We start from the raw sequence: 24384 nt of genomic DNA on the forward strand, positions 1-24384 counted from the left end.
CCATGCCGGTATCGTCCTACCGAGGGTACATTGGCATGAGGGGATGGGGCGATGATCGACTTCTGGTTCTCCATCGGCAGCACCTACACCTATCTTTCGGTGATGCGTCTCGCCGAGGTCGCGGCTGAGACCGGCATCGAGTTCCGCTGGCGACCCTTCAATGTGCGTGCCATCATGATCGAGATGGACAACATTCCCTTCGCCAAGAAGCCGGCGAAGGCCGCCTATATGTGGCGGGACATCGAGCGCCGCGCGGCGATGTACAGGATGGTGCCGAAACTGCCGGCGCCCTACCCGCTGGCCGAGCTCGAACGCGCCAATCGCGTCGCTCTCGTCGCGGCGCGCGAGGGCTGGTGCGAAGCCTATGCCCGGGAAAGCTACCGGCGCTGGTTCGAGATTGGCGAGCCGGCGGGCAGCGAGCCGAACATTTCGGCGAGTATCGAGAAGGCCGGGCAGAGGCCGGAAAAGGTCCTTCGGCAGGCCGACAGGGACGACGCCAAGGCCGATCTCGCGGCTGCGACGGAGCAGGCCAAGGCGCTCGGCATCTTCGGCTCGCCGAGTTTCGTCGTCGACGGTGAACTGTTCTGGGGCGACGACCGGCTCGACGACGCCATTCGCTGGCTGAAGCAGATGGAGAGCGGGCCGCCGGATTGAGCTGAACTTTCAGCAATTCAAAGATTGGCCGTTGCTTGCGCCTGCCTGGTCAGCATGAACGCCTCGCGGATCGCGTTCTCCATGCCGTCGATCGCTTCGCCCGTCGCCAGCGGATTGCGGTGCAGCACCACATTGGAGGAATCGATGTCGCCGAAGCCGTCGGCGGCCGTCAGCTCGCGGCAGTCGGGCGGAATGTTGCTGCGCGAGATCGGCGCGATCGCAAGCCCCGAGGTGACCGCCAGCGTCAGGCCGCCATTGGTGTCGCTGGTGTAGGCTACACGGTAGCCGAGGCCGCGCTGCTGCAGCGACTTGATCGCGAAGTCGCGGCACCAGCCGTCGCGGCTGTAGAGCGCGATCGGCACCGGCCGCTCCTCATGCATGTGGTGCAGCATCGATGTCACCCATACCGTCGGATCGTGCATCAGCACCTCGCCGCCGGAAAAGCCTTCCCACTCGAACACCACGGCGAGGTCGAGCTCACCCGCCGCCAGCGACCTCACCTGCGAGGCCGAATGGGCGTAGCGCACCGTGACCTCGACGCGCGGATGGCGTTTGGCGAATTCGCCGAGCGCCCGAGACAGGATCGAGCGACCGTATTCGGCGGGGATCCCGATGCGCACCGGCCCACCCAGCGGCGGCGCCACCAGCGACGCCGCGGTCTCGTCGAGCAGCGAAACGATGCGGCGAGCGTTGGCGATGAGCTCGCCGCCGCGTCGCGTCAGCGCTACCCCGCGCGAGCCGCGCTCGAACAGGCTGTCGCCGACCATGTCCTCCAGCTTCTTCATCTGCATGGAAACGGCCGACTGGGTGCGTCCGGCCTTTTCGGCGGCCTTGGTGAAATTGCCCGTCTCGGCCACCGCCACGAAGGTGCGCAGGAGATCGCTGTCGAGGGTGGGCTTCATGGAAGTCGCCATAAGAAATTTTGATTGCTGGTATCATTCCAATTCGTTTGCAACATGTCAAACGCCGCAGGATAGTCACCGCACCCATTGGATATGCGACCGCGAAATCGGCCGCGGACCAATTCGAAGAGTCCTCACTCGTGCCCGCTGCCCGAAACGGTAGCGGGTTCTTTTTCGCTGGAACGACGATGCAGAACCGGATGGTGCTTGGTATTCTGAGCCTCTGCCTGGGCGTCCTCGTCTTTTCACTGCAGGACCCGCTGGTGAAGGCGGTTTCGGGCGGCTATCCGGTGACCGAAGTGATGGCGATCCGCGCCGTCGTCGCGCTGCCGATCCTGATCGTTATCGTCCAGGCCGATGTCGGCCTGAAAGCCTTGCTGTCGAAGCGAATGGGCATGCTGACGCTGCGCGCCTTCATCCAATTCAGCTCCTACACCGTCTACTACCTGGCGATCGCCGCCTTATCGCTGGCCGACGCCATAGCGCTTTATTTCATGGCGCCGCTCTTCATCATGGCGCTTGCCGGACCCTATCTCGGTGAGCACGTCTCCTGGCGGACGCTGACGACCGTGCTGATCGGCCTGGTCGGCGTGATCGTGATGCTGCGTCCGGGCGCCGGATTGTTCGACTGGGCGGCACTGCTGTCGCTCGGCTCGGCATTCCTCTACGGCTTCTCGCAGTTGATGGCGCGCCGGATCGGCGATACCGAATCCTCCACCGTCATGGCCTTCTACCAGAACGGTGCCTATCTCACCGGCGCCGTGGCGGTCGCCACCATATTTCATCTTGCCGGCATCACCCATGCGGGTCATCCGAGCCTCGACTTCCTGGTGCGGCAATGGGCATGGCCGACCATGCCGGACTTCCTGAAGATGGCCGCCTGCGGCTTCGTCGCCTCCGCCGGCATGATCTTGCTGTCGCAGGCCTATCGTATGGCGCCCGCCAACCGCGTCGCCACCTTCGAATATACCGGCATCCTCTGGTCGCCGCTCTGGGGCTTCCTGTTCTTCGCCGAGGTTCCGCGGTCGACGACGGTGCTTGGCGCGGCACTGATAATCGGCGCCGGTCTGTTCGCGCTCAACGGCGAACGCCGGCGTAGCGCAGCGCCTGCAATCGCAGCGATCGGCGATGCTGTCTAAACGGTCAAGCGAAGCAGCTTAGTGCCCGACCGACGCGGGCGCGAATCTCGGCAAGCGTGAACGGCTTCTGCACGACGTCGAGGATGATGCCGTTCAGTTCCTCGGCGCGCTCGCGCTGGTCGGCATAGCCGGTCATCAGCATGATCTTCATCGACGGGAACTGTTTTGCCGCCGCTGTCGCCATCTCGATGCCGTCCATCTCCGGCATGCGGATGTCGGACACAACGAGATCGTAGCCGCCGCGCGCTTGGCTGATCAGGGCGAGCCCCTGCGCGCCGTCGGCGGCGATGGTGACACTGTGCCCATCACGCTCCAGCGCGCGGGCAGCGAGGGTGCGGACGGACTCATCGTCCTCGACGATCAGGAGCTTTGCCATGCCGAGATAGATGCCGCCGAAACGTTGACGTTTTCTGAAAATTTGAAACGTGCGTGCAGCCTTTTCAGCGCGACCTTTACGCGTCGCCCTTCACGACCCCGACAAACGGCAATTCCCGGAACGCATGCGCGACGTCCATGCCGTAGCCGACGACGAAATAGTCGGGGCAGTCGAAGCCGACATAGTCGGCGTTGAGCGTGGTCTGGCGCCGCATGCGCTTGTCGAGCAGCACGGCGATGGCGCAGCTTTTGGCGCCGCGCGACAGCATGAGGTCGCGGGTGAAGGAAAGCGTCTTGCCTGATTCGAGGATGTCGTCGATCAAAAGAACGTCGCGGCCGGCGACCTCATTGTCGATGTCGCGCAGCACCTTGACCTCGCCGCTGGTGGTGCCGGCGCCGTAGCTGGAGATGAAGAGGAACTCGACCTCGGGCGATAGGCCGACATCATGCATGGCGCGGATGAGATCGGCGGCGAAAACGAACGAGCCCTTCAGGATCGAGATCACCAGCAGATCATGGTAGTCGCGCCCGGCGATCTCCTTGGCGAGCTCGAGATTGCGGCGGGCGATCGCCGACGCCGAAAATAGGACCTCGATATCCTTGCCGCGAACAACTGGCATATGTCCTCTCAAAAATATTTGCCTGCAACTGCGGTCGTGACGGGGTGTGTTGAGATTCAGGTCAGGCCGCGCCGAAAATGGTGGTTTGCGAGAACCGGAGCAGAGCGTACTTTTGAGTACGTGAGCACCGGAAGCGCAGGAAACCACAATTTGCAGGCCGGCATCACCTGAATATCGACATGCCTTAGCCGGCGAAGGTGACCGACACGGCCTTCACGCCGTTTCTAGGCACATCGAGACGGCTGGAAAAGCCGAATCTTTCGCCGGGAGCCAGCGAGCGGTTGGATGTCCCCAGCCTGTAGCGGATGACGTTGCTGGCATTGTCGGTGACACGGATCTCGAGCGGCGGCAGCGACTCCGACCTTGCGCCGTCATTGGCGGCCTCGCCGTCGACGAACAAGACGGGCTTCAATCCCGAGGCATCGATTCGCGACGTCACGCCGGAAATGCTAAGCGCGCTTGCCGGTGCTGAAGCCGCCCAGAAGGGGCTTTGACGCACCAGGGCGTGTCCGCCCGACACCCAGAAAGCGACGAGTGCCGAGCACACTCCGGCAGTCCAGAAGATCGGACCGCCGCGCGAGGCCGGCCGCGCGGGCGCAGCCTCCGGTTTGCGCAGCATGCCCATGCCATCGATGGATGGCGTCGAGGGCGCCTGCGGCGGTGGCGGCGCCGCGATCGGTTCCGAACGGGGAGCGAATCGCGGCAGCACCACATAGTCGGCATCGACGATATCGGGCGGCGCATCGAACATGACGCGCTCGGGCGCGGCATTTGCTGCCGCACCCGTCATGATTTCGCCGGAAACAGGGCGCGCGGTTCGATCCTCAGCCATTACGGCCCCAGTGCAATCTTCGTTTGTTTTGGGTAAACGCAAATGGTTAACGCTTCCCCACCGGAACCGCTGTGAAACGTCGAAAACGAGCAGAAATTAACCGACGATTAACCATGCCGGCCGATGGTCTTGGCAGAGAACAGGCTGGCAGAACGCCGCCTAGGGTTTCAGGTCGCCGAACGTGATCCGCTTCGAAAATGTCGGCCTTCGCTATGGCATGGGTCCGGAGATCCTCCGCGACATTTCCCTGCACATTCCGGAGCGCTCCTTTCAGTTCCTGAGCGGCCCCTCGGGTGCCGGCAAGACGACCTTGCTGCGCCTGCTCTTCATGTCGCTGAAACCGACGCGCGGACTGATCACCATTTTCGGCAAGGACCGCTCGCGCATCTCGCGCGGCGAGCTGCCCCTGCTCAGGCGCCGGATCGGCGTGGTGTTCCAGGATTTTCGCCTGCTCGATCACATGACCACCTACGAGAACGTCGCGCTGCCCTTGCGCGTGCGCGGGCGCGAGGAAGCAAACTATCGCACCGACGTCACCGAGCTCCTGAAATGGGTCGGCCTCGGCGACCGCATGCACGTGCTGCCGCCGGTGCTGTCGGGCGGCGAGAAGCAGCGCGCCGCGATCGCCCGCGCCCTGATCGAACAGCCGGAGATCCTGCTTGCCGACGAGCCGACCGGCAATGTCGATCCGCCGCTGGCGCGCCGGCTGCTGAGGCTCTTCATCGAGCTCAATCGGCTTGGCACCGCCGTGGTGATCGCCACCCACGATCTCGGCCTGATGGAACAGGTCGATGCACGGCGTATGATTCTCGCCGGCGGAAGGCTGGACGTCTATGACTGATATTCCGGTCGATCACCTGCAGGATGAGGCCGCCGAGACGACGGCAACCGTTCGGCGCGTCCAGCGCAAGATGGCGCCGATCGTACCGGCGCAGAACATCGCCGGCCGGGCGCTGGTGCTGGTCATCGCCATCATGACCTTCCTGTCCTGCCTGACCTTCGGCGCCGTGACGCTGGTGCGCGACACCGCTTCGGTGTGGGAGAACCAGATTTCGCGCGAAGCGACGGTCCAGATCAAGCCGGTCGAGGGCCTCGACATGGAAGCGGCCCTCGCGCAGGCCTCGCAGATCGCCGGCGAGTTTCCCGGCGTGACGGGCACGAAGATCGTCGACCGCGATGCGACGGCGCGGCTTTTGGAGCCGTGGCTGGGCACCGGCCTCAACATCGACGAGTTGCCCGTGCCGCGCCTCATCGTCGTCACCATCGACGAGGCCAATCCGCCCGACTTCGCCGCCATGCGCGCCGCGATCACGCCCAAGCTGCCGAGCGCGGCGCTCGACGACCATCGCACCTGGGTCGACCGGCTGGTCGCCATGGCCCATACGACGGTGACGATCGGCTTTGCCGTTCTGGCGTTGATATTGTCGGCGACGGTGCTGACCGTGGTGTTCGCGACGCGCGGCGCCATGGCCGGCAACGGCCACATCATCGAAGTGCTGCATTTCGTCGGCGCCGAGGCCCGCTTCATCGCGCGCGAATTCCGATGGCATTTCCTGGTCACCGGCATGAAGGGTGCCGCTGCCGGCGGCGCCGCCGCTATTGCCGTCTTCATCGTCTTTTCCTGGTGGTCGTCGCGCAACATGGCGACGCCGCAGGCGGATCAGGCGACCGCGCTCTTCGGCAATTTCGCCATCGGTTCCACCGGCTATCTCGGCGTCGGCCTGATGGTGCTGGTGATCGGCGCGCTGACGGCGGCGACCTCGCATGCCACGGTCGTCGCCTATCTTAGCGATATAGATATCCGCCAGCCGGAGGCAGGCTGACCATGACCCGAAACCAAAGGTCGCCGAATGCAAGCGGTGACAACCGGGCTTCCGATGCGATCAGGATCCAAGTGCATGATCACGCAAGGGAAACTGCCGTAACGCAATGTGCGCCGTCCTATCTATCAAAGGCCGCATTTCAGAGTTAACCATAGGATGTTTTCAGGATTAACCTGGGGATGATGGACGCGCGGGACTCGATCGGAACGGCTGGACGGATGCCAGCGGCGCTTGCGGGCGGCGCGGCGCCTGAAAGGTCCGGTCGTCTCAGGTTTGCGCTTCGCATCTGCGGCTTCTTTGTGCTTGCCCTGTTGGCGCTTTTCGCCGGCGGCTTCGGCTGGTTTGCCGACAAGGTTAGCAACATGACGACGCCGGTCAATCCGGCCAGGGCCGATGCCATCATCGTGCTCACCGGTGGTCAGTCGCGGCTCGACGCCGCCATGGATCTGCTGGCATCAGGCAAAGGCGAGCGGCTCTTGATCAGCGGCGTTCACCCCTCGGCCAGCCGCCGCCAGCTGCAAGTGGCATTGGGCGGCGACAAGCAGCTGTTCTCCTGCTGTGTCGACATCGACCGCGCCGCGCTCGACACGATCGGCAATGCCGAGGAGAGCGCCAAATGGGTGGAAAGCCACGCCTATGGCAGCATCATCCTCGTCACCAACAACTACCACATGCCGCGCAGCCTGCTGGAGATGGGCCGGCTGCTGCATGGCGCGCGGCTCGAGCCCTATCCGGTGGTCAACACCAATCTCGGCAATGGCAGCTGGCTGACCAAGCCGGAAGCGCTGCGCGTGCTGCTCACCGAATACAGCAAATATGTGCTGGCGCTGGCGCGCGGCGTCGTTCCGCTTCGCCCGACCGTCGAGGGCGTCGCCCTCGCCGAAGCCTCCACGGTGAAGAACTAAACTAGACCCTCTCCTGGCACCTTGGTGCTGCCGCGCAACCGCGCGATCTCCTGTTCGAGGCTCTGGATGCGCCGGTCGCGCTCGGCAAGCGCCGCGGCCACGTCCGCCGCCTCGAAGCGCTGCGGGATGTGCTGCGGGCAATTGGCATCCCAGGCCGTGACGCTGAACAGGATCGCCTGCTCCGGCCGCGCCTTGTAGTTTGCCGGCATCAGCCTCGCCGTCAGTTCCGCATTGTCCTCGACGACCTGCGCCCTGCCCCAGATCTTGATGCGCTGCCGAAGCATGTAGTCGATCAGGAACAGGAAGGCTTGGGCATTGTCCGCAAGATTGCCCTGGGTGATGAACTGCCGGTTTCCCGAGAAATCGGCAAAGCCGATAGTGTGCTCGTCGAGCACCTTGAGAAAGCCGGCCGGGCCGCCGCGATGCTGGATATAGGGCTGGCCCCCGGCATTGGCCGTCGCCAGGAACACGCTGGTCTGCGCCTCGATGAAGGCGGCGAGATCGGACGTGATCGCCGCCCGCCAGCCGCCGCGCTCTTCGACACGCGCATAGGACTGGCGCGAACCTTTGCGGGACTGGATCGCCTTGACGGTCGGCGTGAAGGCGACATCGCTGGTAAAGGCGTTCATGGCGGCGCTCCTCGGACGAAGTGGCACAACATTTAATCTCTTCCGAAATCCGGAGGTAGAAGGCATATTTGCAATCTATCCTTCCGTTTTCTGGAAGAATGAATGGACCGCCTCGACGCCATGTCCCTGTTCGTTGCCACGGTGGAGGCCGGCAGCCTTTCCGCCGCCGCGCGGCGCGCCGGCATGCCGCTGGCGACGGTGAGCCGCAAGCTCTCCGAGCTGGAGAGGCACCTAAAGGCGCGTCTGCTCAACCGCTCGACGCGGCGCCTCACCTTGACCGACGCCGGCCAATCCTATCTGGCCGCCTGCCGCCGCATCCTGGAAGAGGTGAGCGAGGCCGAGCGCACTGCAGCCGGGGAATACTCGAGCCCGACCGGCGAGCTGGTCGTCACCGCGCCGGTCGTCTTCGGCCGCCTGCATGTGCTCCCCGTGATCACCGCCTTCCTTGCCGTCTATCCCGACGTCGACATCCGCCTGACGCTGTCGGACCGGATCACGCAACTGGTCGAGGAGCATATCGACCTCGCCGTCCGCATCGGCGAGCTGCCGGATTCGGCCATGGTCGCAATGCGCGTCGGCTCGATCCGCCGCGTCGTCTGCGCAGGCCCAGCCTACCTCGCCGGGCACGGCACGCCGCTCGAACCGCGCGACCTCGCCGGCCACAACTGCATCACCTTCGAGGGGCTTGCCTCTCCCGCGACGTGGAGTTTCGTGACAGGCAAGAGCGAGACCGCGGTTCCGGTCCGCTCGCGGCTGCAGGTCAACACCGCCGAGGCGGCAATCGACGCGGCGATCGCCGGTCTCGGCCTGACGAAGGTGCTGTCCTACCAGGCGGACGCCGCCGTGCGCGCGGGCGCGCTTCGTGTGGTGCTGGAGCCGTTCGAGCCGCCGCCCTGGCCGGTCAATCTCGTGCATGCCGGTCGGGGCCTGCTGCCGGTTAAGCTGCGCGCCTTCCTCGATTTCGCCGCGCCGCGCCTGAAGGAGCGGCTGGCGCGATCCTTATGACGGCGGCGCGTTCGCTCACCAGGCCGTTTCCTTTTTGCCTGCGCTTGGTGTAACCAACGCACACTTCCACACCCGGGCCTTTTCCCGCATGCTCTATATCCGCTCGCTGGCGTTCAACCTTGCCTTCTATCTCAGCCTGGTCGTCCAGATGATCTTCTGGACGCCCTTCTATTTCCTGTCGCCCCGCCACCGCGCCTGGTTCGTGCCGAAATTCTGGTCGCGCACCTCGATGTGGCTTTATGACAAGATCGCCGGCACCAGGAGCGAAATCACGGGCGTCGAGAACCTGCCTGAAGGGTCCTTCATCCTGGCGCCCAAGCATCAGTCCTTCTGGGACGCGATCGCCTTTTTTCCTTATCTCGACGACGCGTTGTATATCCTGAAGCGGGAACTGACCTGGATCCCCTTCTTTGGCTGGTACATCATGAAGATGCGCATGATCCCGGTCGACCGCGGCAGCCGCTCCAAGGCGCTGAAGGCGGTCGTCGCCGCGACCAGGCAGGAGATGGCGCGCAATCCCCGCCAGCTCATCATCTATCCCGAAGGCACGCGTCGCCCGCCGGGCGCCGAGCCCTCCTACAAATACGGCATCGTCGAGCTCTATACTCAGCTCGGCGTTCCCGTGGTGCCGGTCGCCCATGTCGCCGGCCTCTACTGGCCGCGCCGCAAGTTCATGCGTTTCCCCGGCACCATCAAGGCCCGCTTCCTGCCGCCGATCCCGCCCGGGCTCGACAAGGAGGAATTCATGCAGCGCCTGATCGGCGAGACGGAAGCCGCCTGCGACGAGCTGCTCGTCGAAGCCGCGCGCGCGCCGAACCCGCCGCCCATGCCGCCGACGGCGGTGAAGCGGCTGGCGGAGCTTGGCGCTGTTGCAATGACGAAGACTTGATCCTGCTTACGGCAGTGCCGCGAGCGCGGTGGTCAGCACCAGCGTCGCCGCGAAAATCAGGTTGATGATTCGCGACGCCATCGGATTGCGTAAGAGCCGCGCGAAAACGGTTCCTGCGAGAAGCCACAAGACGTGGATAACGACGATCATCGCTGCCAGCACCAGCAGCCTGGCGGGTAGGCCGAGCACATCGCGCTGCGCCGAAGCGCCGGCGAATACGGCACCGATCGCCACATAGGCTTTCGGGTTGGCGACAGCGAGCATGAAGCCGCCGAGAAAAGTGGGACGTGCCGCCTGTTTTCCGGCTTCGGCAAGAGGCGGCGCCGTCGCTATCCTGAAGGCCAGGTAGAGGATGTAGATGGCCGAAGCGACCGTCAGCAATGGCGCCAGCGCCGGCACCGAGGCGAGCATACCGAAGACGCCGTCGGCCACCACCAGGAGCACGGCGACCGTCCCAAGCACGACGCCTGAGGTGTAGCGCAGCGAATGGCGCAAACCGAAGGTCGCGCCGATAGCCGTCACGCTGATCGTCGCCGGACCGGGGCTGCCCATGACGACGGTCGCTGCGATAGTCAAGCCAGCAATTGCTGCCAGGGCTGCACCTCGGACAGAACCTCTCCGGCCATGGTGAACCCCAATTCCTGCCGTGATGCGGCAAGGATTATCGTGAGGCTCCCGCAAAGGTCTTGGACGATCGTGCGCGGCCTTGCGCGACCGATTCTGTCAGGCGCTGGCGCGGTCCAGCGCGGCCATATCGTCGGCGGAAAGCTTGATCGAAGCCGCGCGGATCAGGCTGTCCATCTGGGCGGGCGTCGTGGCACTGGCGATCGGCGCGGTGATGCCCGGCCGCGCCATGATCCAGGCGAGCGCCACTTCCGCCTGCTTGGCCGAATGGCGCACTGCCGCGGCATCGAGCGCGGACAGGATACGCATGCCCCGCTCGTTGAGATACTCAGCCACGTCTTCGCCGCGCTCGCTCTGGCCGAAATCGGCCTTGCTGCGGTATTTACCGCTCAGGAATCCCTTGGCGAGGCTGAAATAGGTGATGACGCCGAGATCCTCCCCCTTGCAGAGATCGAGCAGCGGGCCATCCAGCGAAGAACGGTCGTACAAATTGTATTCAGGCTGCAGAACCTCATAACGCGGCAGGCTCCGCAGGCTGGCAACGTCGAGGGCCGCGCGCAATTGTCCGGCATCGAGATTGGAGCAGCCTGGATAGCGGATCTTGCCCTTCTCGAGCAGGCGCTGATAGGCGCCGAGCGTTTCCTCGTACGGCGTGGCCGGGTCCGGCCAATGCGACAGATAAAGGTCGATGACGTCGGTCTGCAACCGCTTCAACGATTGATCGACCGCCTTTTCGATATAGGCCGCGGAGAGGTCTTTTTTTCCCTGGCCCATGTCGGAGCCGACCTTGGTGATGACGACGACGCTGTCCCGGTTGCCGCGGCTCTTCATCCAGTTGCCGATGATGGTTTCGGATTCGCCGCCCTTGTTGCCCGGCGCCCAGCGCGAATAGGCGTCCGCCGTGTCGACGGCGTTGAAGCCGGCCTCGGCAAACCGGTCGAGCAGGTCGAACGAGGTCTTCTCGTTGGCGGTCCAGCCGAAGACGTTGCCTCCCAGGACCAGCGGCGCGATGGAAAGGTCGGTGCGACCGAGACGGCGTTTCTGCAAGATTGCTCTCCGTGATGCTGGGATGGGCCTCGACGCCCAAAGGATGGCCCAAAGGATGGATTGCCGTTAAGCTAGTTCGTGCCTTGCTGAGGTCAAAGGCATGGTTTTGCTTTTTGATCGGGCCAGAGCAATTCCAGCAAAAGTGCGCAGGAGTCAGGCTCGGCGGGTTCGCCGTAGCTTTGCGTCCGGGATTGCGTAAAAACAAAGAGATAGAGCATTGGAGGCGATCTCGTTTTCGCCGGAAATGCCCTTCACGAAGGCGTTACCCGCCGCCCCACCTCTTCCAGCCAGTGGTCGCGGATGCCGAGCGCTTTCAGATGCTCCACCGTGCTCAAGACATAGTCCTCGTTCCTGCCCGACTGACCCACCGCGCCGCGCACGACTTTTGCCGCATGGTTGGCGTCGAGCCCGCCGGCATATTGCTCATGCGCGCGGTCGACGATGTAGGCGACCGCTTCGACCGTTCCGCCGCCTGTCCCCGCCGCGCCGTTCCCATCGAGCCGGACGTCGAGGCTGCGTTCGAGATAGACGCTGGTCACCAGCTCGCGTTCGCGCAGATAGGAAAGCACTTCGTTCCGCAAATCGCCGGGCACGCGAAAGGCGAGTCCAATGCAGGAGCCGCCGCGGTCGAGTCCCAGCACCAGGCCCGGCCTCTCGCGTGTGCCGCGATGCACGAAGGAATAGACGCAAAGCGACCGGCGATAGCCGTAAAGACGGGCGCGCCGCGTCTCGACATGTGCGAATCCCGGCCGCCAGATCAGCGACCCATAGCCAAAAACCCAAAAATCGCCCATATCGCCAAGCCTGATCGCATTCGAGTGACGACATCTCACCGATAAGGTGTTTCTTCCGTCCCCGCTTGTTGTGCGTGAGATTAACAGCCCGCTCGCCGCATGAGGGGTTAACGAGAGCCGCAGCATGACGTCAAGTGACGAGCGATCGCGCAAACCTCGCCGCCGGCTGTTCTGGCTTGCCGCGTTCATCCTGGTGCTGTTCGCGCTCTACAGCGGCGGATGGTTCTATCTCGCCGGCCGGGTCAAGACCGAGGCGGAGCGGGCGGTGGTCGAGCTTGGAGGCAAAGGCATCAAGGCCGACTGCGCCAACCTCACGGTCAGCGGTTATCCGCTGAGCTTCGCTGTCGCCTGCGACAGCCTGGCCTATCAGGACGATGCCCGGAATGTCGCGGCATCGACCGGCGATTTTAACGCCGTCGCTCGGTTCACCCAGCCCTTGTCGCCCGTGGCGGACCTGCGCGGTCCGTTGCGGACTGTCGCGCCAGGCATGCCGCCGCTGTGGCTCGACTGGGACCAACTGCACGCTGCGGTCAAACTGTCATGGCCGCTTCCGAGGCTGATTTCGCTGCAGGCAGAGGGCCTGTCCGGACAGACCGATCCGGCCGACGACACCGATCCCGTGCAGCTGTTCAGCGCCGGCCAGGCGGCTGGCCAGTTGCAGCCGAACGGCCAGGACATCGTCTATACCGGCAGCTTTGGCGATCTGAAGATCGACGCCGACGCGATCGGCGGGCGTGCGCTGCCGGAACTCGACGGCGCCGGCGAAGCGACAGTGAAGAACGGCGTCGCGCTGATTGCGGCGCCGCCGAAAAGCCTGCGCGGCCAGGCGATCGACATTGCCAGGCTCGACCTGTCGTCGGGAACGGCGCGCGTCACCGTGTCCGGACCGGTCTCGGTCGACGCGGACGGCCTGATCGATGCCAACCTGAAGATCAAGCTCAAGGATCCCAAGGCGGTGGCGGCCATCCTCGCCGGCGCCATCCCCGAGCACAAAAATGAAATCGAGCAGGGTTTTGCCGGCATTGCCATGCTCGGCAGCGAGCCGTCCATGCCCCTCAAGATCGTCAAAGGCAAGGCTTCGCTCGGCTTCATCCCGCTCGGCAAGATCAAGCCGGTAGAGTAGGCCGACGATGCCAAGACCCGTCAAACTGCTCAGTGTCGGCGCCTTCACGCTCGACACGATCCTGCGTGTCGAGACGCTCCCCACGCATCAGGGCAAGTTCATTGCCGCCGACGGTGTCCAGATCGCCTCGGGCATGGCGACGAGCGCCGCATGCGCCGCACATCGTCTCGGCGCCGACGTGTCGCTTTGGGCGAGCGCCGGAGACGACGCGGTCGGCGACAGGCTGATCGCCGAGATAGAAGCGGAAGGGGTCGACTGCAGCCTGATCCGGCGCGTTGCCGGCGCGCGCTCGGCGCTGGCCGCAATCCTGGTGGACGCCCATGGCGAGCGCGTCATCGTTCCCTTCTACGATCGCAAGGCGCAAGCTGACCCCGACTCCCTGCCGCTTGCCGATCTTTCCGCCTTCGACGCCGTGCTGGTGGATGTGCGCTGGCCGGGCGCAGCAGCGCTCGCCTTGACCGCCGCGCGGGACGCCGACCTTCCGGCGATCCTCGACGCCGACACTGCGCCGGTCGAGGTGCTGGAGAGGCTCTTACCGCTGGCCTCGCATATCGTCGCATCGGAGCCGGCGGCGCGGATCGTCTGTGGCCACGCGCTCGATCCGGAAAGCGCCTGCGCCGATCTCGCCTCGCGCACCGACGCCTTTGTCGCGGTGACGGGCGGCGCTGCCGGCACCTGGTGGCATGACCGGGGAACCGGCCGCGTTCGCCATGTCGAGGCGCCGAAGGTCAAGGCGGTCGATACGCTCGCCGCCGGCGACGTCTTCCACGGCGCCTTTGCCGTCGGCCTTGCCGAAGCCATGCCGCCCGAGCAGGCGCTGCGCTTTGCCAGCGCCGCCGCCGCGCTCAAATGCCTGCGCTTCGGCGGCCGGCTCGGCGCGCCGGACAGGGCCGAGACACAGGCCATGATGGCGGCCTACTGGCCGTCATTATAGGCTGAGAATGCTCAGGTCTTGGAAGCTGGATGTTCGACCGCCTGGCGGCCGAAATCCGGCACGTCGATGTCCTGGCCGGCCTCGATGATCGAGCGGCGGATGGCGCGCGTGCGGGTGAAGAGGTCGAACAGCTTTTCGCCGTCGCCCCAGCGGATCGCCCGCTGCAGCGAGGCCAGATCCTCCGAGAAGCGCGCCAGCATTTCCAGGATCGCATCCTTGTTGTGCAGGCACACATCCCGCCACATGGTCGGGTCGGACGCCGCCAGGCGGGTGAAGTCGCGAAAACCGGAAGCGGAATATTTGATGACTTCCGTCTTGGTCACCGATTCCAGATCATCGGCGGTGCCGACGATGTTGTAGGCGATGATATGAGGCAGATGCGAAACGATGGCCAAAGTCATGTCGTGATGCTGCGGGTCCATCGTGTCGATGTTCGAGCCGCAGCGCCGCCAGAATTCGGACAGCTTCTCCAGCGCCTCAAGATCGGTGCCCGGCAGCGGCGTGAAGATGCACCAGCGATTGTCGAAGAGGTCGGCGAAGCCGGCATCCGGCCCGGATTTTTCGGTGCCCGCCAGCGGATGACCGGGGATGAAGTGCACGCCGTCGGGCACATGCGGCTGCATCTGTGCGATGACGGAGGCCTTGGTCGAGCCGACATCGGTCAGGATGGCGCCTTTCTTCAGCGCCGGCGCGATCTCGGCGGCGACCTCGCCGGACGAACCGACCGGAACCGAGACGATGACGAGATCCGCATCGCGCACCGCTTCCCCGGCATCGGTCGTGTAGGAATCACCGAGATTAAGCTCCTCGGCGCGCTTGAGCGTCGATTGGCTGCGAGTCGCGATGGCAATATGGCGGGCAAGCCGCTCGCGGTGGATGACGCGGGCGAGCGACGAGCCGATCAGGCCGATGCCGACCAGCGCTATTCTTTCGAACATCGGTGATGTCATGGTGCTCTAGCTTTTCAGGAAACTCGTCAGCGCTTCGACGACGCCGCGATTGGCCTCTTCGGTGCCGATGCTCATGCGCAGCGCGTTGGGGAAGCCGTAGCCGGTGACGCGGCGCAGGATATAGCCGCGTGCGCCGAGATAGTCGTCCGCAGCCGCCGCCGAATGCCTCTTGTCGTCGGGAAAATGGATCAGCACGAAATTGCCGACGCTGGGCGTGACGCGCAGCCCGAGCAGGGTCACCTGCTCGCTGACCCAGGTCAGCCATTTCTCGTTATGCGCCACGCTGCGCTCGACATGGGCGCGATCGCGGATGGCCGCGATGCCGGCCTCGATCGCAGTCGCATTGACGTTGAAGGGGCCGCGCACCCGGTTGATCGCATCGACGATATGCGCAGGTCCGTACATCCAGCCGATGCGCGCGCCGCCGAGGCCGAGCTTGGAGAAGGTGCGTGTCATGACCACGTTTTCGGAACTGCCGGCCAGCTCGATGCCGGCTTCATAGTCGTTGCGCCGCACATATTCGGCATAGGCCGCGTCGAGCACCAGGAGCACGTTCTTCGGCAATCCGGCATGCAGCCGGCGCACTTCCTGGAAAGGCACGTAAGTGCCGGTCGGATTGTTGGGATTGGCAAGGAAGACGATCCGCGTCGCCGGGGTGACCGCGGCGAGGATCGCATCGATGTCGGCGCGCTCGTCGGTTTCCTTGACCGCCACCGGTTTGGCGCCGGCGGCCTGAATGTAGATTTTGTAGACCATGAAGGCGTGTTCGGTGAACACGGCTTCATCCCCCGGCGCGAGATAGGTCTGCGCGAGCAACCCAAGAATCTCGTCGGAGCCGTTGGAGCAGATGATGTTTGCCGCGTTGAGGCCATGCACGTCGGCGATCGCCTCGCGCAGCCGGCGGGCGGAGCCGTCGGGATAGACGTCGAGCTTCGCCGCCACTTCACGCGCCGCCTCGATCGCCTTCGGCGAAGGCCCGAGCGGATTCTCGTTCGACGACAGTTTGTAGACCTTCGTCACGCCGGCCGGCGCCGTGCTTTTTCCAGGCACGTAGGCCTCGATGTCCATGATGCCCGCGCGGGGCGTCGGACGTGGCTGATCCTGCTTCATGTCACAAATCCGTCGAGAAGGCGTCCGTCCGGAGGCCGCTGCGGAAATACAGGCCATGGCCCGGAATGTCGAGTGCCGGCGCTCGCGCCGAGATGCCGATCTCAAGTTGCTGCCCGTTGACGAAGCGCGGCGCTGGTCCTAGAAGAGCAGCCGGACTTCCCGTGGTGATTTGGCCGGTCGGCTTGCAGCCACGTTAAACAATTCGCTAAAGGGCCGTTTGCAACCTGTAACCGGCTTTGCGAGGGCAAGCCGGTTTTTTGTTGTCCGCTGCCGGCCGGACACCGCATCGGCGAGATCGATACGGACTGGATGGGGAACGCAATGGCCGCTCAGCGCGCTGCAAGGACCAACAACGAGGCCGACCGGCCGTCGAGCCCGGTGTTGCAGTTCGGGCCCGACAAGCCGCTGAGGCTCGATGCGGGCACGGTGCTGTCGCCATTCCAGGTCGCTTACCAGACCTACGGCACCCTTAACGACGCCCGCTCCAACGCCATCCTCGTCTGTCACGCGCTGACCGGCGACCAGCATGTCGCCAACGCCAATCCCGTGACCGGCAAGCCGGGCTGGTGGGAGGTGCTGATCGGCCCTGGCAAGATCATCGACACCAGCCGCTTTTTCGTCATTTGCGCCAACGTCATCGGCGGCTGCCTCGGCTCCACCGGGCCAGCCTCGACCAATCCGGCGACAGGCAGGCCCTACGGCCTTGACCTGCCGATCATCACCATCCGCGACATGGTGCGCGCGCAGCTGATGCTGGTCGACCATTTCGGCATCGAGAAGCTGTTTTGCGTGCTCGGCGGCTCGATGGGCGGCATGCAGGTGCTGGAATGGGCCGCCAGCCATTCGGAGCGCGTCTTCTCGGTGCTGCCGATCGCCACCGGCGCCCGCCATTCCTCGCAGAACATCGCCTTCCACGAGGTCGGGCGGCAGGCCGTCATGGCCGATCCGGACTGGCACGGCGGCAAATATCTCGATTTCGGCAGGCGTCCGGAAAAGGGGCTCGCCGTAGCGCGCATGGCCGCCCACATCACCTATTTGTCGGAGGCGGCTCTTCACCGCAAGTTCGGCCGCAACCTGCAGGACCGCGAGGCGCTCACCTTCGGTTTCGACGCCGATTTCCAGATCGAAAGCTATTTGCGTCACCAGGGCATGACCTTCGTCGACCGCTTCGACGCCAACTCCTACCTCTATCTGACGCGCGCGATGGACTATTTCGACCTTGCCGCCGACCATGGCGGACGGCTGGCCGACGCCTTCGCCGGCACGAAGACGCGGTTTTGCCTGGTGTCCTTCACATCAGACTGGCTGTTCCCGACCGAGGAAAGCCGCTCGATCGTGCATGCACTGAACGCCGCCGGCGCCTCCGTCTCCTTCGTCGAGATCGAGACCGATCGCGGCCACGACGCTTTCCTGCTCGACGAGCCGGAACTGTTCGCGGCCATCAACGGCTTCATCGCCTCGGCCGCCCGCGCCAGGGGGCTCAGCCTATGAGCGTCAATCGTGCCCAACGCGTCGATCTCGAGGTCGTCGCCGGTCTCATCCCGGCCCATTCGCGCGTGCTCGATGTCGGCTCTGGCGACGGCCTGCTGCTGGAACTCCTACAGGAGGCCAAGCAGGTCGACGGCCGCGGGCTGGAGCTGTCGCAGCGCGGCGTCAACGAATGCGTGGCGCGCGGCCTTTCCGTCGTCCAGGGCGACGCCGACAAGGATCTCGAATTCTATCCCGACAAGGGGTTCGACTTCGTCGTGCTGTCGCAGACCCTGCAGGCGACCCGCAATCCCAAGCTGGTGCTCGACGAGCTGCTTCGGATCGGCAACCGCGCCATCGTCTCCTTTCCCAATTTCGGCCATTGGCGCGTGCGCTTCTCGCTGCTGATCAAGGGCAGGATGCCGGTCACCAAGGACCTGCCCTATTCCTGGTACGACACGCCGAACATCCACTTCTGCACCATCCGCGACTTCGTCAATTTGTGCGAGGAGCTCGGCGCGACGGTCGAGAAGGCGACCGCGCTCGACGCCAACGGCCAGAAGATCGGCCTGTCCATGCCCTGGTGGTTCTGGAATTTCTTCGGCCAGCAGGCGGTGTTTTTGCTGAAGCGATGATCGGGATGCATCTTTTTCGTCGGTCGCCGCCGGCCGTTAAAATCCCTCCGGACATTCTGTCGGAGATACGGGCGGGAATCCTCGTCTGCACCTCACCGCGCAGCGGCAGCAATCATCTTGCAGGACTGATGGCTTCGGCCGGGTTGGGCAATCCACTGGAATGGTTTGGCGGTCGCCGGCTGCTTGAGCTGCCCGGCTACCCGCGCGAACCGAGCGCCCAGCTTCTTCGTGCGTTGACGGAGGGACGGTCCTCTTCTGGAGTCTACGCGATTAAGCTCTTTGCGAGCCAGTTCGCTCAAGTGGCCAAGAAGGTGAACCTGCCGGCTAGTCTTCCGAACCCGCGCTATGTGCGCTTGACGCGCAGCGATCTGCTGGGCCAAGCGATCTCCTGGGCACGCGCGCGGCAAACCCGCAGATTCCGCTCCACTGAAGCCAGTCATGCACCGCCGCGCTACGACAGCAGAGCGATTGCAGAGTCGCTTGAGAAGATTTTGATGGAGAATTTGGCTTGGGATGCTTGGTTCGCGAAAAACGGACTGCCTTTTCTTGCGTTGACCTATGAGCAAGTTCAGCAAGATCCGGTTGGAAGCCTCAAGAAGATCGCGCAGCTGGCAGGTGTAGAGCCCGTCTGGGGAACGAACCTCGAGTCAGGTCTCGAAATCCAGCGCGACGCGATCAACGACGAATGGAGAAAGCGTTTCCTGTCTGAATATACCGACTCATCGAGCTTCCGGCACGGAAAAAACTATATCCGTGGCTTCTTGAAGAACTAGCAATCGGTGAACCGCAATCGAAGCGGAAACTCGCAAATAGAATGGCGCCTTTGATCGTTTGACAGCATACGCTCAGGGCTATAGCGACTATCCCGATAAGCTGGTGGTGGTTAACTCTATGGCTGAACATCCAACCTATTCGATCGTCGTGGAGATGGAGAATGCCAAATCCATTGACTGGGACGAGATCGGCGTGGGCCTGAAGGCCCTGGCGCGTGAAATTGCTGCCGTTTCTGCAACTGGTTTTGCAAGGCCGAAAGTTGTCGTGTCGCATAGCGGGCCTGATTCGGACGCCGATTTGCTGCAAGCGAGCATCGAAGCTGAATCGCCTCAACTGATGCAAGTCGCCGAACTGACATTCGCCGCCTGCTCCGGCGGTCGGTATTACGACCTCAAGAACAATGGCGTGCCCTTGACCGAAGGAAACATCGTCGTTTTCCTGGATTCCGACACCGTCCCCGAGCGGGATTGGCTCTCAACTCTGCTGAAGCCCTTCCAACACCCGGAAACCCTCTGCGTAAACGGGCATACCTATCTTTCCTACGACGATTTTTTCTCGCGAACCTTTGCTTTGATCTGGTTCTTCCCGATGGCCCGGGGGGACGAAAGGTTCGCTTCGAAACGTGCGATCAATGCCAACAACATTGCCTTCCAACGCGACTGGATTGCCAGCCATCCGTTCCCGGCACATAACGGCTTCAAGGTTTCCTGCACGCTGCTGATGCACCTGCTTTGGCGCGAGGGCCATGAGATCGTCAATGTCGATGCGCGCGTCTATCACTACTCGCCGCGCGGCTGGCGGTTCTTCTATTGGCGGGCGCTGGTGACCGGCAGGGATGCCGACCGAAAATTCGTCGAGCTCCATTCCCCCACCCGCGCCCAGCGTATCGTCAAATCGTTCACACGCTGGGGGACGATGTCGTGGCGCACGACACGACGCGTGATTGGTCATGCGCCGCAAACAGGCATGCCGATCTGGCAGATTCCGTTTTCACTGGCGGTCGGCCTGGCCTTTTACACTCTGGCATTTTTCGGCCATTTCAGCCTCGCAGCCGGCCTCGTTCGCGACGAGATCGAGATCGTGCCGGACTATGTGGGCCACAGTTAAGGACAAATCGCCCGCAAAGTGTTGCTTTCAAACCGCATGATTTTGAGGAATACGGTTTGAACTTGGTTCCGACGCGACGCTTTAGGTGACATAGATCACTCTTTTCTGTAGCGTTTCATCGAATCCATGCGGGGGGCGGACATGGAAGGGCAGGTGCGAGATCCATCCGGTCATCGCTTATCCGCCCGATAATGAAAGTTAGATGCCGCCCGCTTCCGACACAGCTCCGCTGATCACCGTGATCACGCCGACGCACAACCGGCGCAGCCAGGTTGTGCGCGCGGTGGAAAGCGTTCTTGCCCAGACACTTACCCGCTTCGAGCACATCGTCGTCGACGACGGTTCGACCGACGGAACGGCCCTGGCGCTCGCCGAAATTCGCGATCCCCGACTGATCTATGTCGGCGCGAAATGGCGCGGCGCCAATGCCGCGCGCAACGCGGGCATCGAGCGCGCGCGGGCGCCGATCGTGACCTTCCTTGATTCGGACGATGTCTATCTGCCCGACCGCCTGGACCGGACGCTGTCGCATTTCGACAAAAACCCTTCGCTCGAAGTGCTGATCAGTTCCTTCATCTCGGTGAAAGGCAACCGCAGCACCAAATGCATCAACCGCCAGGCCTTGCTCGACAAAAGCACGCTGCAGCGCGCCCTGGTCTCGCAGACGATCTTCATCGCCGGCTCGGCGATCACCGCCCGGCACGAATCGCTGCTTGCGATCGGCGGCTTCGACAGCGACATCACGCGCATGCAGGACCGCGAGCTGCTGCTGCGTTTTGCCAACCGTAGCGGCGCCTTGCTGTCGGATGATATCGACTGGAAGAAGTACAATTCGGAAAATTCGATTTCCGGCCGACGCGACGGTTATGTCGAGGCCTATGCCAACCTGATCGACAAGCACCCTTACATCGCCGACCGCTATCCCGACGTGCCGCCCTATATGATCGCACGCCAGATCATAGCCGACATCCTGAAGGGCAGGCTGCCGCAGGCATTTTCGGGCTATCTCGCCAACCGGTCGTCCAAGGCGCTCGGTTACTCGCCAGCCGAACTGCTGCGCGGCTATGTCGTCGGCCGGCGCTGGCGCCGCGATTGCTATGACGAGTTCCGCGCCAAATACGGCGCCCGGGCGGCCTAAGGGCGCCAATGCAGTCGCCCAAAAGTGCGCAGCGGTTTTGGGAGAACGACATGCATCAAAACAAAGACTTAAAGCGTGTCGCCTGAATCCGTTTCAGCGCGATACGCTTTAGAGCAGTTCCAGGAAAAGCGCAGCGGTTAGGCTCGGCGACTTCGCCGGTAGCCTTCCGTCCGGAATTGCGAAAAACAAAAATTGGAGCGCCTGGCCGCTCCGGCTCACCTGTCCAACTCCGGAAAATACGGATCGGAAAACCGCTGCCGCAGCCGCTCGCCAAGCAGGCAGTCGGTCGGCGCCTCCGCATCGACGCGGATGCTTTCGGCATCACCGACGCCGCTCACTTCCTGGATCAGCTTGCGGCGGATCGCGGTCGAGAATTCGGACGCCGCGTAGATCGGTAGCACGAACGAACCTGGGCCGCCGGTGACGCAATCGGCATAGTAGCGGTCGAGACGGCTGATGCTCGGCGACGGACTGATCAGGATCGGCAGGCCGTTGATCACAATGCCCTTGGCCAAAGCCGCATCGCGGGTCAGGGCGACAGGCAGCCCGGCATTGTTGGGCCCGTCTCCCGATATGTCGATGACCCGGCGCGACGCCGAAAAACCGTTTTTCTCCAGAAGCCCGGCGCCGAAGCCGAGAGCGCCGGAAATCGAGGTGCCGCGAAAGCTCCGGAACGGACGGCCCGCGATCTTGTCGGCGAAGGCGTTGGCGCTGTCCGCGCCGTCGATGACCTGCCAGGCGATCACGCCGTCGTCGCGCACGACGCCCGCCCATTCGAAATAGGCGAGCGCGATGCGGCCCCTCGGGCCCGAGCGCACCGCGCTGATGAAGTTTGGATGGCGCAGCGCCTCGACATAGCCGGCGCGCTGCAGAGCGAACTCCCCTTCGTCCATCGATTGCGAGATGTCGACGGCCAGCACCAGTTCGACATCGATGGCAGTGCTGTCGATTGCAGGCATTGGCGCTACCTCGGCGCAGGCAAGGCATGCAAGCAGGCTGAGCAGCTTGAGCATGGCAGGCTCCCACCACGCCGGGATTCTTCCCGGCGAACGCGGCGAAATAAAGCTATTTCCTGGCGCGCGCTGCAGTTGGTGGCGGTTCGATCGCGTCGGCGCGAAGGCGGGCGGGCTTGAGCGCCGATCGGCCGCTGTCCTTGACGATGGTGAGCGCGCGCGGGAAGAACTGGTTGTTGTGCAGGCCGCGCCCGATATTGAGGATGGCGGCGTCCGGCAGCCTGGCCTGCAGCATCGCCAGCACGCGCCGCAGCGTGGCGCCGTCGAATGTATCCAACGCTTCGTCGATGATCACCCATTTCGGCTTCCTCAGCACCAGCCGGGCAAAGGCGAGCAGCCGCTGCTCGTCGTCGGCCAGTTCATGCTCCCAGCGCGCCGGGCGGTCGAGCTGGGACGACAGGCGCTCCAGGCCGACTTCGCCGAGCACCGCGGAAATCTCGGCGTCGTCGACCCCGGCGCCTTCGGCATGGTTGAGCACGTCGCGCAGCGTGCCGAGCGGGAAATAGGGCGTGCGCGGCACGAAGAACGGCCTCTCGCCTGCCGGCATGCCGATGCGGCCGCCTCCCCACGGCCAGAGGCCGGCAATGGCGCGGAAGAACAGCGTCTTGCCGGCGCGCGGATCGCCGGTGATCATGACGCGCTCGCCGGCCTTTATCTCGACATCCGTCTCGGCAAGCCTCGTGCAGCCATCGGGCGAGGCGACCTCGAGCTTGTCGAATGTCAGCTTGCCATTCGCGTTTTCAATGAACTCGATGCGCTTTTCCTTGGCGTGCAGGATGTCCGTTTCGCCGAGCGCGATGCGGAAGTCGGCGACGCGCATCAGCGTTGCCCGCCAATCGGCGATGGCGCCGATATTGTTGATGAACCAGCGAAGCGAGGAATTCACTTGGTTGAAGGCGCCGACCGCCATCATCAATCCGCCGAAGCTGATATCGCCCGCGAAATAGACCGGTGCCGCGACCAGGATCGGCGCCACCACGGTGATCCAGCCATAGGCATCGGTGACCCAGGACAGGTTGATCTGGGCGCCGTAGATGCGTCGCATGGCGCCGAGCACGCTGCCGAGATCGAACTCCAGCTGCCGCCTGGCGTCCGCCTCGCCATGGGCGAGCGCGATGGCATCGACATTCTCGTTGACGCGGACCATGGAGGAGCGCAGCACCGCCTCGCGCGTGTAGCGATCGCTGTTGAACCGGATCAGCGGCCGGCCCACCAGCCAGCTCAGCCAGGAGGCGATGCCGGCATACAGGATCGCCGCCCAGACCATGTAGCCGGGTATTGCCAGCGAATGGCCGCCGACATCGAAGACGAAGCCGGAAGATAGCTCCCACAGCACGCCGATGAAGGACACAAGCAGGATGAAGGATTGCAACAGGCCGACGCCGAGATCGGTCGACAGGTCGGAGAGATGCCCGGCGTCCTGCTGCATGCGCTGGTCGGGGTTGACGCCGATGGCGCCCGCATGGGTGAGCCGGAAGGCGCGCGCCGGCCGCATCCATTCATCGATGAGGTCGAGCGTCAGCGCCTCGCGCAACTTCAGCCGGATCGTCTGGTTGAGCCAGGTCTGGCCGACATTGAGCACCAGGAGGCTGCCGGCGATTGCGGCAAATACCATCAACTGGTGCAGGAAACCCGGCAGGTCTCGCCGCGCCAGGGCGTCGTAGAAGGGCTGGTTCCAGCGGTTGAGCAGGACCTGCCCGATCGAGGTCGCGACGATGACGCCGACAATGCCGATCGAGGCCCACAGGAGCTGCCTGCGCACCGGCGACGTCTTCAGCGCCAGCCTGATCGCCGCCAATTGGTCGGAGAGGCTGCTCGACTCGACCGAGAACGCCGCCTGTCCGGCGCCGGGCTTGTCATCCGCTTGGTAGTCCATATGTGAGATCCCTGCTTTC

The 24384-nt window shown here is 63.9% G+C and carries 26 protein-coding genes and 1 riboswitch; of the genes, 14 read left to right on the plus strand and 12 right to left on the minus strand.

What is annotated here, in order from left to right; genetic code table 11:
* The first annotated feature begins 51 nt into the window (after positions 1-51).
* Positions 52-654 carry a 2-hydroxychromene-2-carboxylate isomerase gene (locus AU465_RS19570; protein WP_192251465.1) on the plus strand — a complete coding sequence of 201 codons (603 nt, stop codon included), beginning with the start codon at positions 52-54 and terminating at the stop codon, positions 652-654.
* Positions 655-671: 17 nt separating this feature from the next.
* On the opposite strand, the gene AU465_RS19575 is transcribed toward AU465_RS19570, so the two are convergent.
* Complete coding sequence (locus AU465_RS19575; protein ID WP_192251468.1) at positions 672-1556, minus strand: LysR family transcriptional regulator; 885 nt, start codon at positions 1554-1556, stop codon at positions 672-674.
* A 188-nt stretch (positions 1557-1744) separates the two neighbouring features.
* On the opposite strand from AU465_RS19575, the gene AU465_RS19580 reads away from it, so the two are divergent.
* On the plus strand, positions 1745-2695 hold the full coding sequence (locus AU465_RS19580) for a DMT family transporter (RefSeq protein ID WP_192251472.1): 951 nt from the start codon (positions 1745-1747) through the stop codon (positions 2693-2695).
* A gap of 4 nt (positions 2696-2699) precedes the next feature.
* On the opposite strand, the gene AU465_RS19585 is transcribed toward AU465_RS19580, so the two are convergent.
* The 3 genes from AU465_RS19585 to AU465_RS19595 all read right to left on the minus strand — a co-directional run bounded on the left by AU465_RS19585 (position 2700) and on the right by AU465_RS19595 (position 4522).
* Positions 2700-3071 carry a response regulator gene (locus AU465_RS19585; protein WP_192251475.1) on the minus strand — a complete coding sequence of 124 codons (372 nt, stop codon included), beginning with the start codon at positions 3069-3071 and terminating at the stop codon, positions 2700-2702.
* A 76-nt stretch (positions 3072-3147) separates the two neighbouring features.
* A complete protein-coding gene (gene hpt / locus AU465_RS19590; protein WP_192251478.1) occupies positions 3148-3690 on the minus strand; it encodes a hypoxanthine phosphoribosyltransferase in 543 nt (180 codons plus the stop codon).
* 184 nt (positions 3691-3874) lie between these two features.
* Complete coding sequence (locus AU465_RS19595; RefSeq protein ID WP_192251481.1) at positions 3875-4522, minus strand: hypothetical protein; 648 nt, start codon at positions 4520-4522, stop codon at positions 3875-3877.
* A 181-nt stretch (positions 4523-4703) separates the two neighbouring features.
* Here AU465_RS19595 and ftsE point away from each other — a divergent pair, with 181 nt between their 5' ends.
* The 3 genes from ftsE (at position 4704) to AU465_RS19610 (ending at position 7250) form a co-directional block, all read left to right on the plus strand.
* Positions 4704-5363, plus strand: coding sequence for a cell division ATP-binding protein FtsE (gene ftsE, locus AU465_RS19600; RefSeq protein WP_192251484.1), 660 nt, complete (start codon positions 4704-4706; stop codon positions 5361-5363).
* On the plus strand, positions 5356-6345 hold the full coding sequence (locus tag AU465_RS19605; RefSeq protein ID WP_192251488.1) for a cell division protein FtsX: 990 nt from the start codon (positions 5356-5358) through the stop codon (positions 6343-6345). Before ftsE ends, AU465_RS19605 begins: the two co-directional genes overlap by 8 nt.
* A gap of 218 nt (positions 6346-6563) precedes the next feature.
* Positions 6564-7250 carry a YdcF family protein gene (locus tag AU465_RS19610; protein ID WP_246506261.1) on the plus strand — a complete coding sequence of 229 codons (687 nt, stop codon included), beginning with the start codon at positions 6564-6566 and terminating at the stop codon, positions 7248-7250.
* On the opposite strand, the gene AU465_RS19615 is transcribed toward AU465_RS19610, so the two are convergent.
* Positions 7247-7879 carry a pyridoxamine 5'-phosphate oxidase family protein gene (locus AU465_RS19615; RefSeq protein ID WP_192251494.1) on the minus strand — a complete coding sequence of 211 codons (633 nt, stop codon included), beginning with the start codon at positions 7877-7879 and terminating at the stop codon, positions 7247-7249. The genes AU465_RS19610 and AU465_RS19615 overlap by 4 nt on opposite strands.
* A 102-nt stretch (positions 7880-7981) precedes the next feature.
* Between AU465_RS19615 and AU465_RS19620 the strand changes: the two genes are divergently transcribed.
* Both AU465_RS19620 and AU465_RS19625 read left to right on the plus strand, forming a co-directional pair.
* Positions 7982-8884 (plus strand): LysR family transcriptional regulator, encoded by a 903-nt coding sequence (locus tag AU465_RS19620; protein ID WP_192251498.1) that lies wholly within the window; start codon positions 7982-7984, stop codon positions 8882-8884.
* A gap of 88 nt (positions 8885-8972) precedes the next feature.
* A complete protein-coding gene (locus AU465_RS19625) occupies positions 8973-9773 on the plus strand; it encodes a lysophospholipid acyltransferase family protein (protein WP_192251500.1) in 801 nt (266 codons plus the stop codon).
* Between the two features lie 6 nt (positions 9774-9779).
* Here AU465_RS19625 and AU465_RS19630 read toward each other — a convergent pair whose 3' ends face one another.
* The 3 genes from AU465_RS19630 to AU465_RS19640 form a co-directional block, all read right to left on the minus strand.
* Positions 9780-10349, minus strand: a complete 570-nt coding sequence (locus AU465_RS19630; RefSeq protein WP_246506262.1) for a LysE family translocator — start codon at positions 10347-10349, stop codon at positions 9780-9782.
* Between the two features lie 147 nt (positions 10350-10496).
* Positions 10497-11444 carry an aldo/keto reductase gene (locus AU465_RS19635; protein ID WP_192251503.1) on the minus strand — a complete coding sequence of 316 codons (948 nt, stop codon included), beginning with the start codon at positions 11442-11444 and terminating at the stop codon, positions 10497-10499.
* A 251-nt stretch (positions 11445-11695) separates the two neighbouring features.
* Complete coding sequence (locus AU465_RS19640; RefSeq protein WP_192251506.1) at positions 11696-12238, minus strand: gamma-glutamylcyclotransferase; 543 nt, start codon at positions 12236-12238, stop codon at positions 11696-11698.
* A gap of 124 nt (positions 12239-12362) precedes the next feature.
* Here AU465_RS19640 and AU465_RS19645 point away from each other — a divergent pair, with 124 nt between their 5' ends.
* Together AU465_RS19645 and AU465_RS19650 are read left to right on the plus strand one after the other, a co-directional pair.
* Positions 12363-13361, plus strand: coding sequence for a DUF2125 domain-containing protein (locus AU465_RS19645; RefSeq protein ID WP_192251509.1), 999 nt, complete (start codon positions 12363-12365; stop codon positions 13359-13361).
* Between the two features lie 7 nt (positions 13362-13368).
* The gene (locus AU465_RS19650) at positions 13369-14295 is read left to right on the plus strand and encodes a sugar kinase (protein WP_192251512.1); all 927 of its coding nucleotides are present in this window, start codon (positions 13369-13371) and stop codon (positions 14293-14295) included.
* 11 nt (positions 14296-14306) lie between these two features.
* Here the strand turns inward: AU465_RS19650 and AU465_RS19655 are convergent, their stop codons facing one another.
* Both AU465_RS19655 and hisC read right to left on the minus strand, forming a co-directional pair.
* Positions 14307-15245, minus strand: a complete 939-nt coding sequence (locus AU465_RS19655; RefSeq protein ID WP_192251515.1) for a prephenate/arogenate dehydrogenase family protein — start codon at positions 15243-15245, stop codon at positions 14307-14309.
* A 6-nt stretch (positions 15246-15251) separates the two neighbouring features.
* Positions 15252-16355: a histidinol-phosphate transaminase gene (gene hisC, locus AU465_RS19660; protein ID WP_192251518.1), complete on the minus strand. Its 1104-nt coding sequence runs from the start codon at positions 16353-16355 to the stop codon at positions 15252-15254.
* A gap of 151 nt (positions 16356-16506) precedes the next feature.
* Positions 16507-16584: riboswitch (SAM riboswitch) on the plus strand.
* Positions 16585-16676: 92 nt separating this feature from the next.
* Here hisC and metX point away from each other — a divergent pair.
* The 5 genes from metX to AU465_RS19685 all read left to right on the plus strand — a co-directional run bounded on the left by metX (position 16677) and on the right by AU465_RS19685 (position 21476).
* Positions 16677-17846, plus strand: coding sequence for a homoserine O-acetyltransferase MetX (metX, locus tag AU465_RS19665; protein WP_192251521.1), 1170 nt, complete (start codon positions 16677-16679; stop codon positions 17844-17846).
* Positions 17843-18457 (plus strand): methionine biosynthesis protein MetW, encoded by a 615-nt coding sequence (metW, locus tag AU465_RS19670; protein ID WP_192251524.1) that lies wholly within the window; start codon positions 17843-17845, stop codon positions 18455-18457. The genes metX and metW overlap by 4 nt, the downstream gene beginning before the upstream one ends.
* Complete coding sequence (locus AU465_RS19675; RefSeq protein WP_192251527.1) at positions 18406-19230, plus strand: Stf0 family sulfotransferase; 825 nt, start codon at positions 18406-18408, stop codon at positions 19228-19230. The genes metW and AU465_RS19675 overlap by 52 nt, the downstream gene beginning before the upstream one ends.
* Before the next feature lie 118 nt (positions 19231-19348).
* Positions 19349-20338, plus strand: coding sequence for a glycosyltransferase family 2 protein (locus tag AU465_RS19680; RefSeq protein ID WP_192251530.1), 990 nt, complete (start codon positions 19349-19351; stop codon positions 20336-20338).
* Between the two features lie 202 nt (positions 20339-20540).
* Positions 20541-21476 carry a glycosyltransferase family 2 protein gene (locus tag AU465_RS19685; RefSeq protein ID WP_192251533.1) on the plus strand — a complete coding sequence of 312 codons (936 nt, stop codon included), beginning with the start codon at positions 20541-20543 and terminating at the stop codon, positions 21474-21476.
* Between the two features lie 215 nt (positions 21477-21691).
* Here AU465_RS19685 and AU465_RS19690 read toward each other — a convergent pair whose 3' ends face one another.
* On the minus strand, positions 21692-22489 hold the full coding sequence (locus AU465_RS19690; RefSeq protein ID WP_192251536.1) for a DUF1194 domain-containing protein: 798 nt from the start codon (positions 22487-22489) through the stop codon (positions 21692-21694).
* Positions 22490-22541: 52 nt separating this feature from the next.
* Entirely contained in the window at positions 22542-24365 is a 1824-nt protein-coding gene (locus AU465_RS19695; RefSeq protein ID WP_192251539.1) for an ABC transporter ATP-binding protein/permease, read from the minus strand.
* Positions 24366-24384 lie beyond the last annotated feature (19 nt).

Source organism: Mesorhizobium silamurunense (genome assembly GCF_014843905.1).
GTDB lineage: Bacteria > Pseudomonadota > Alphaproteobacteria > Rhizobiales > Rhizobiaceae > Mesorhizobium > Mesorhizobium silamurunense.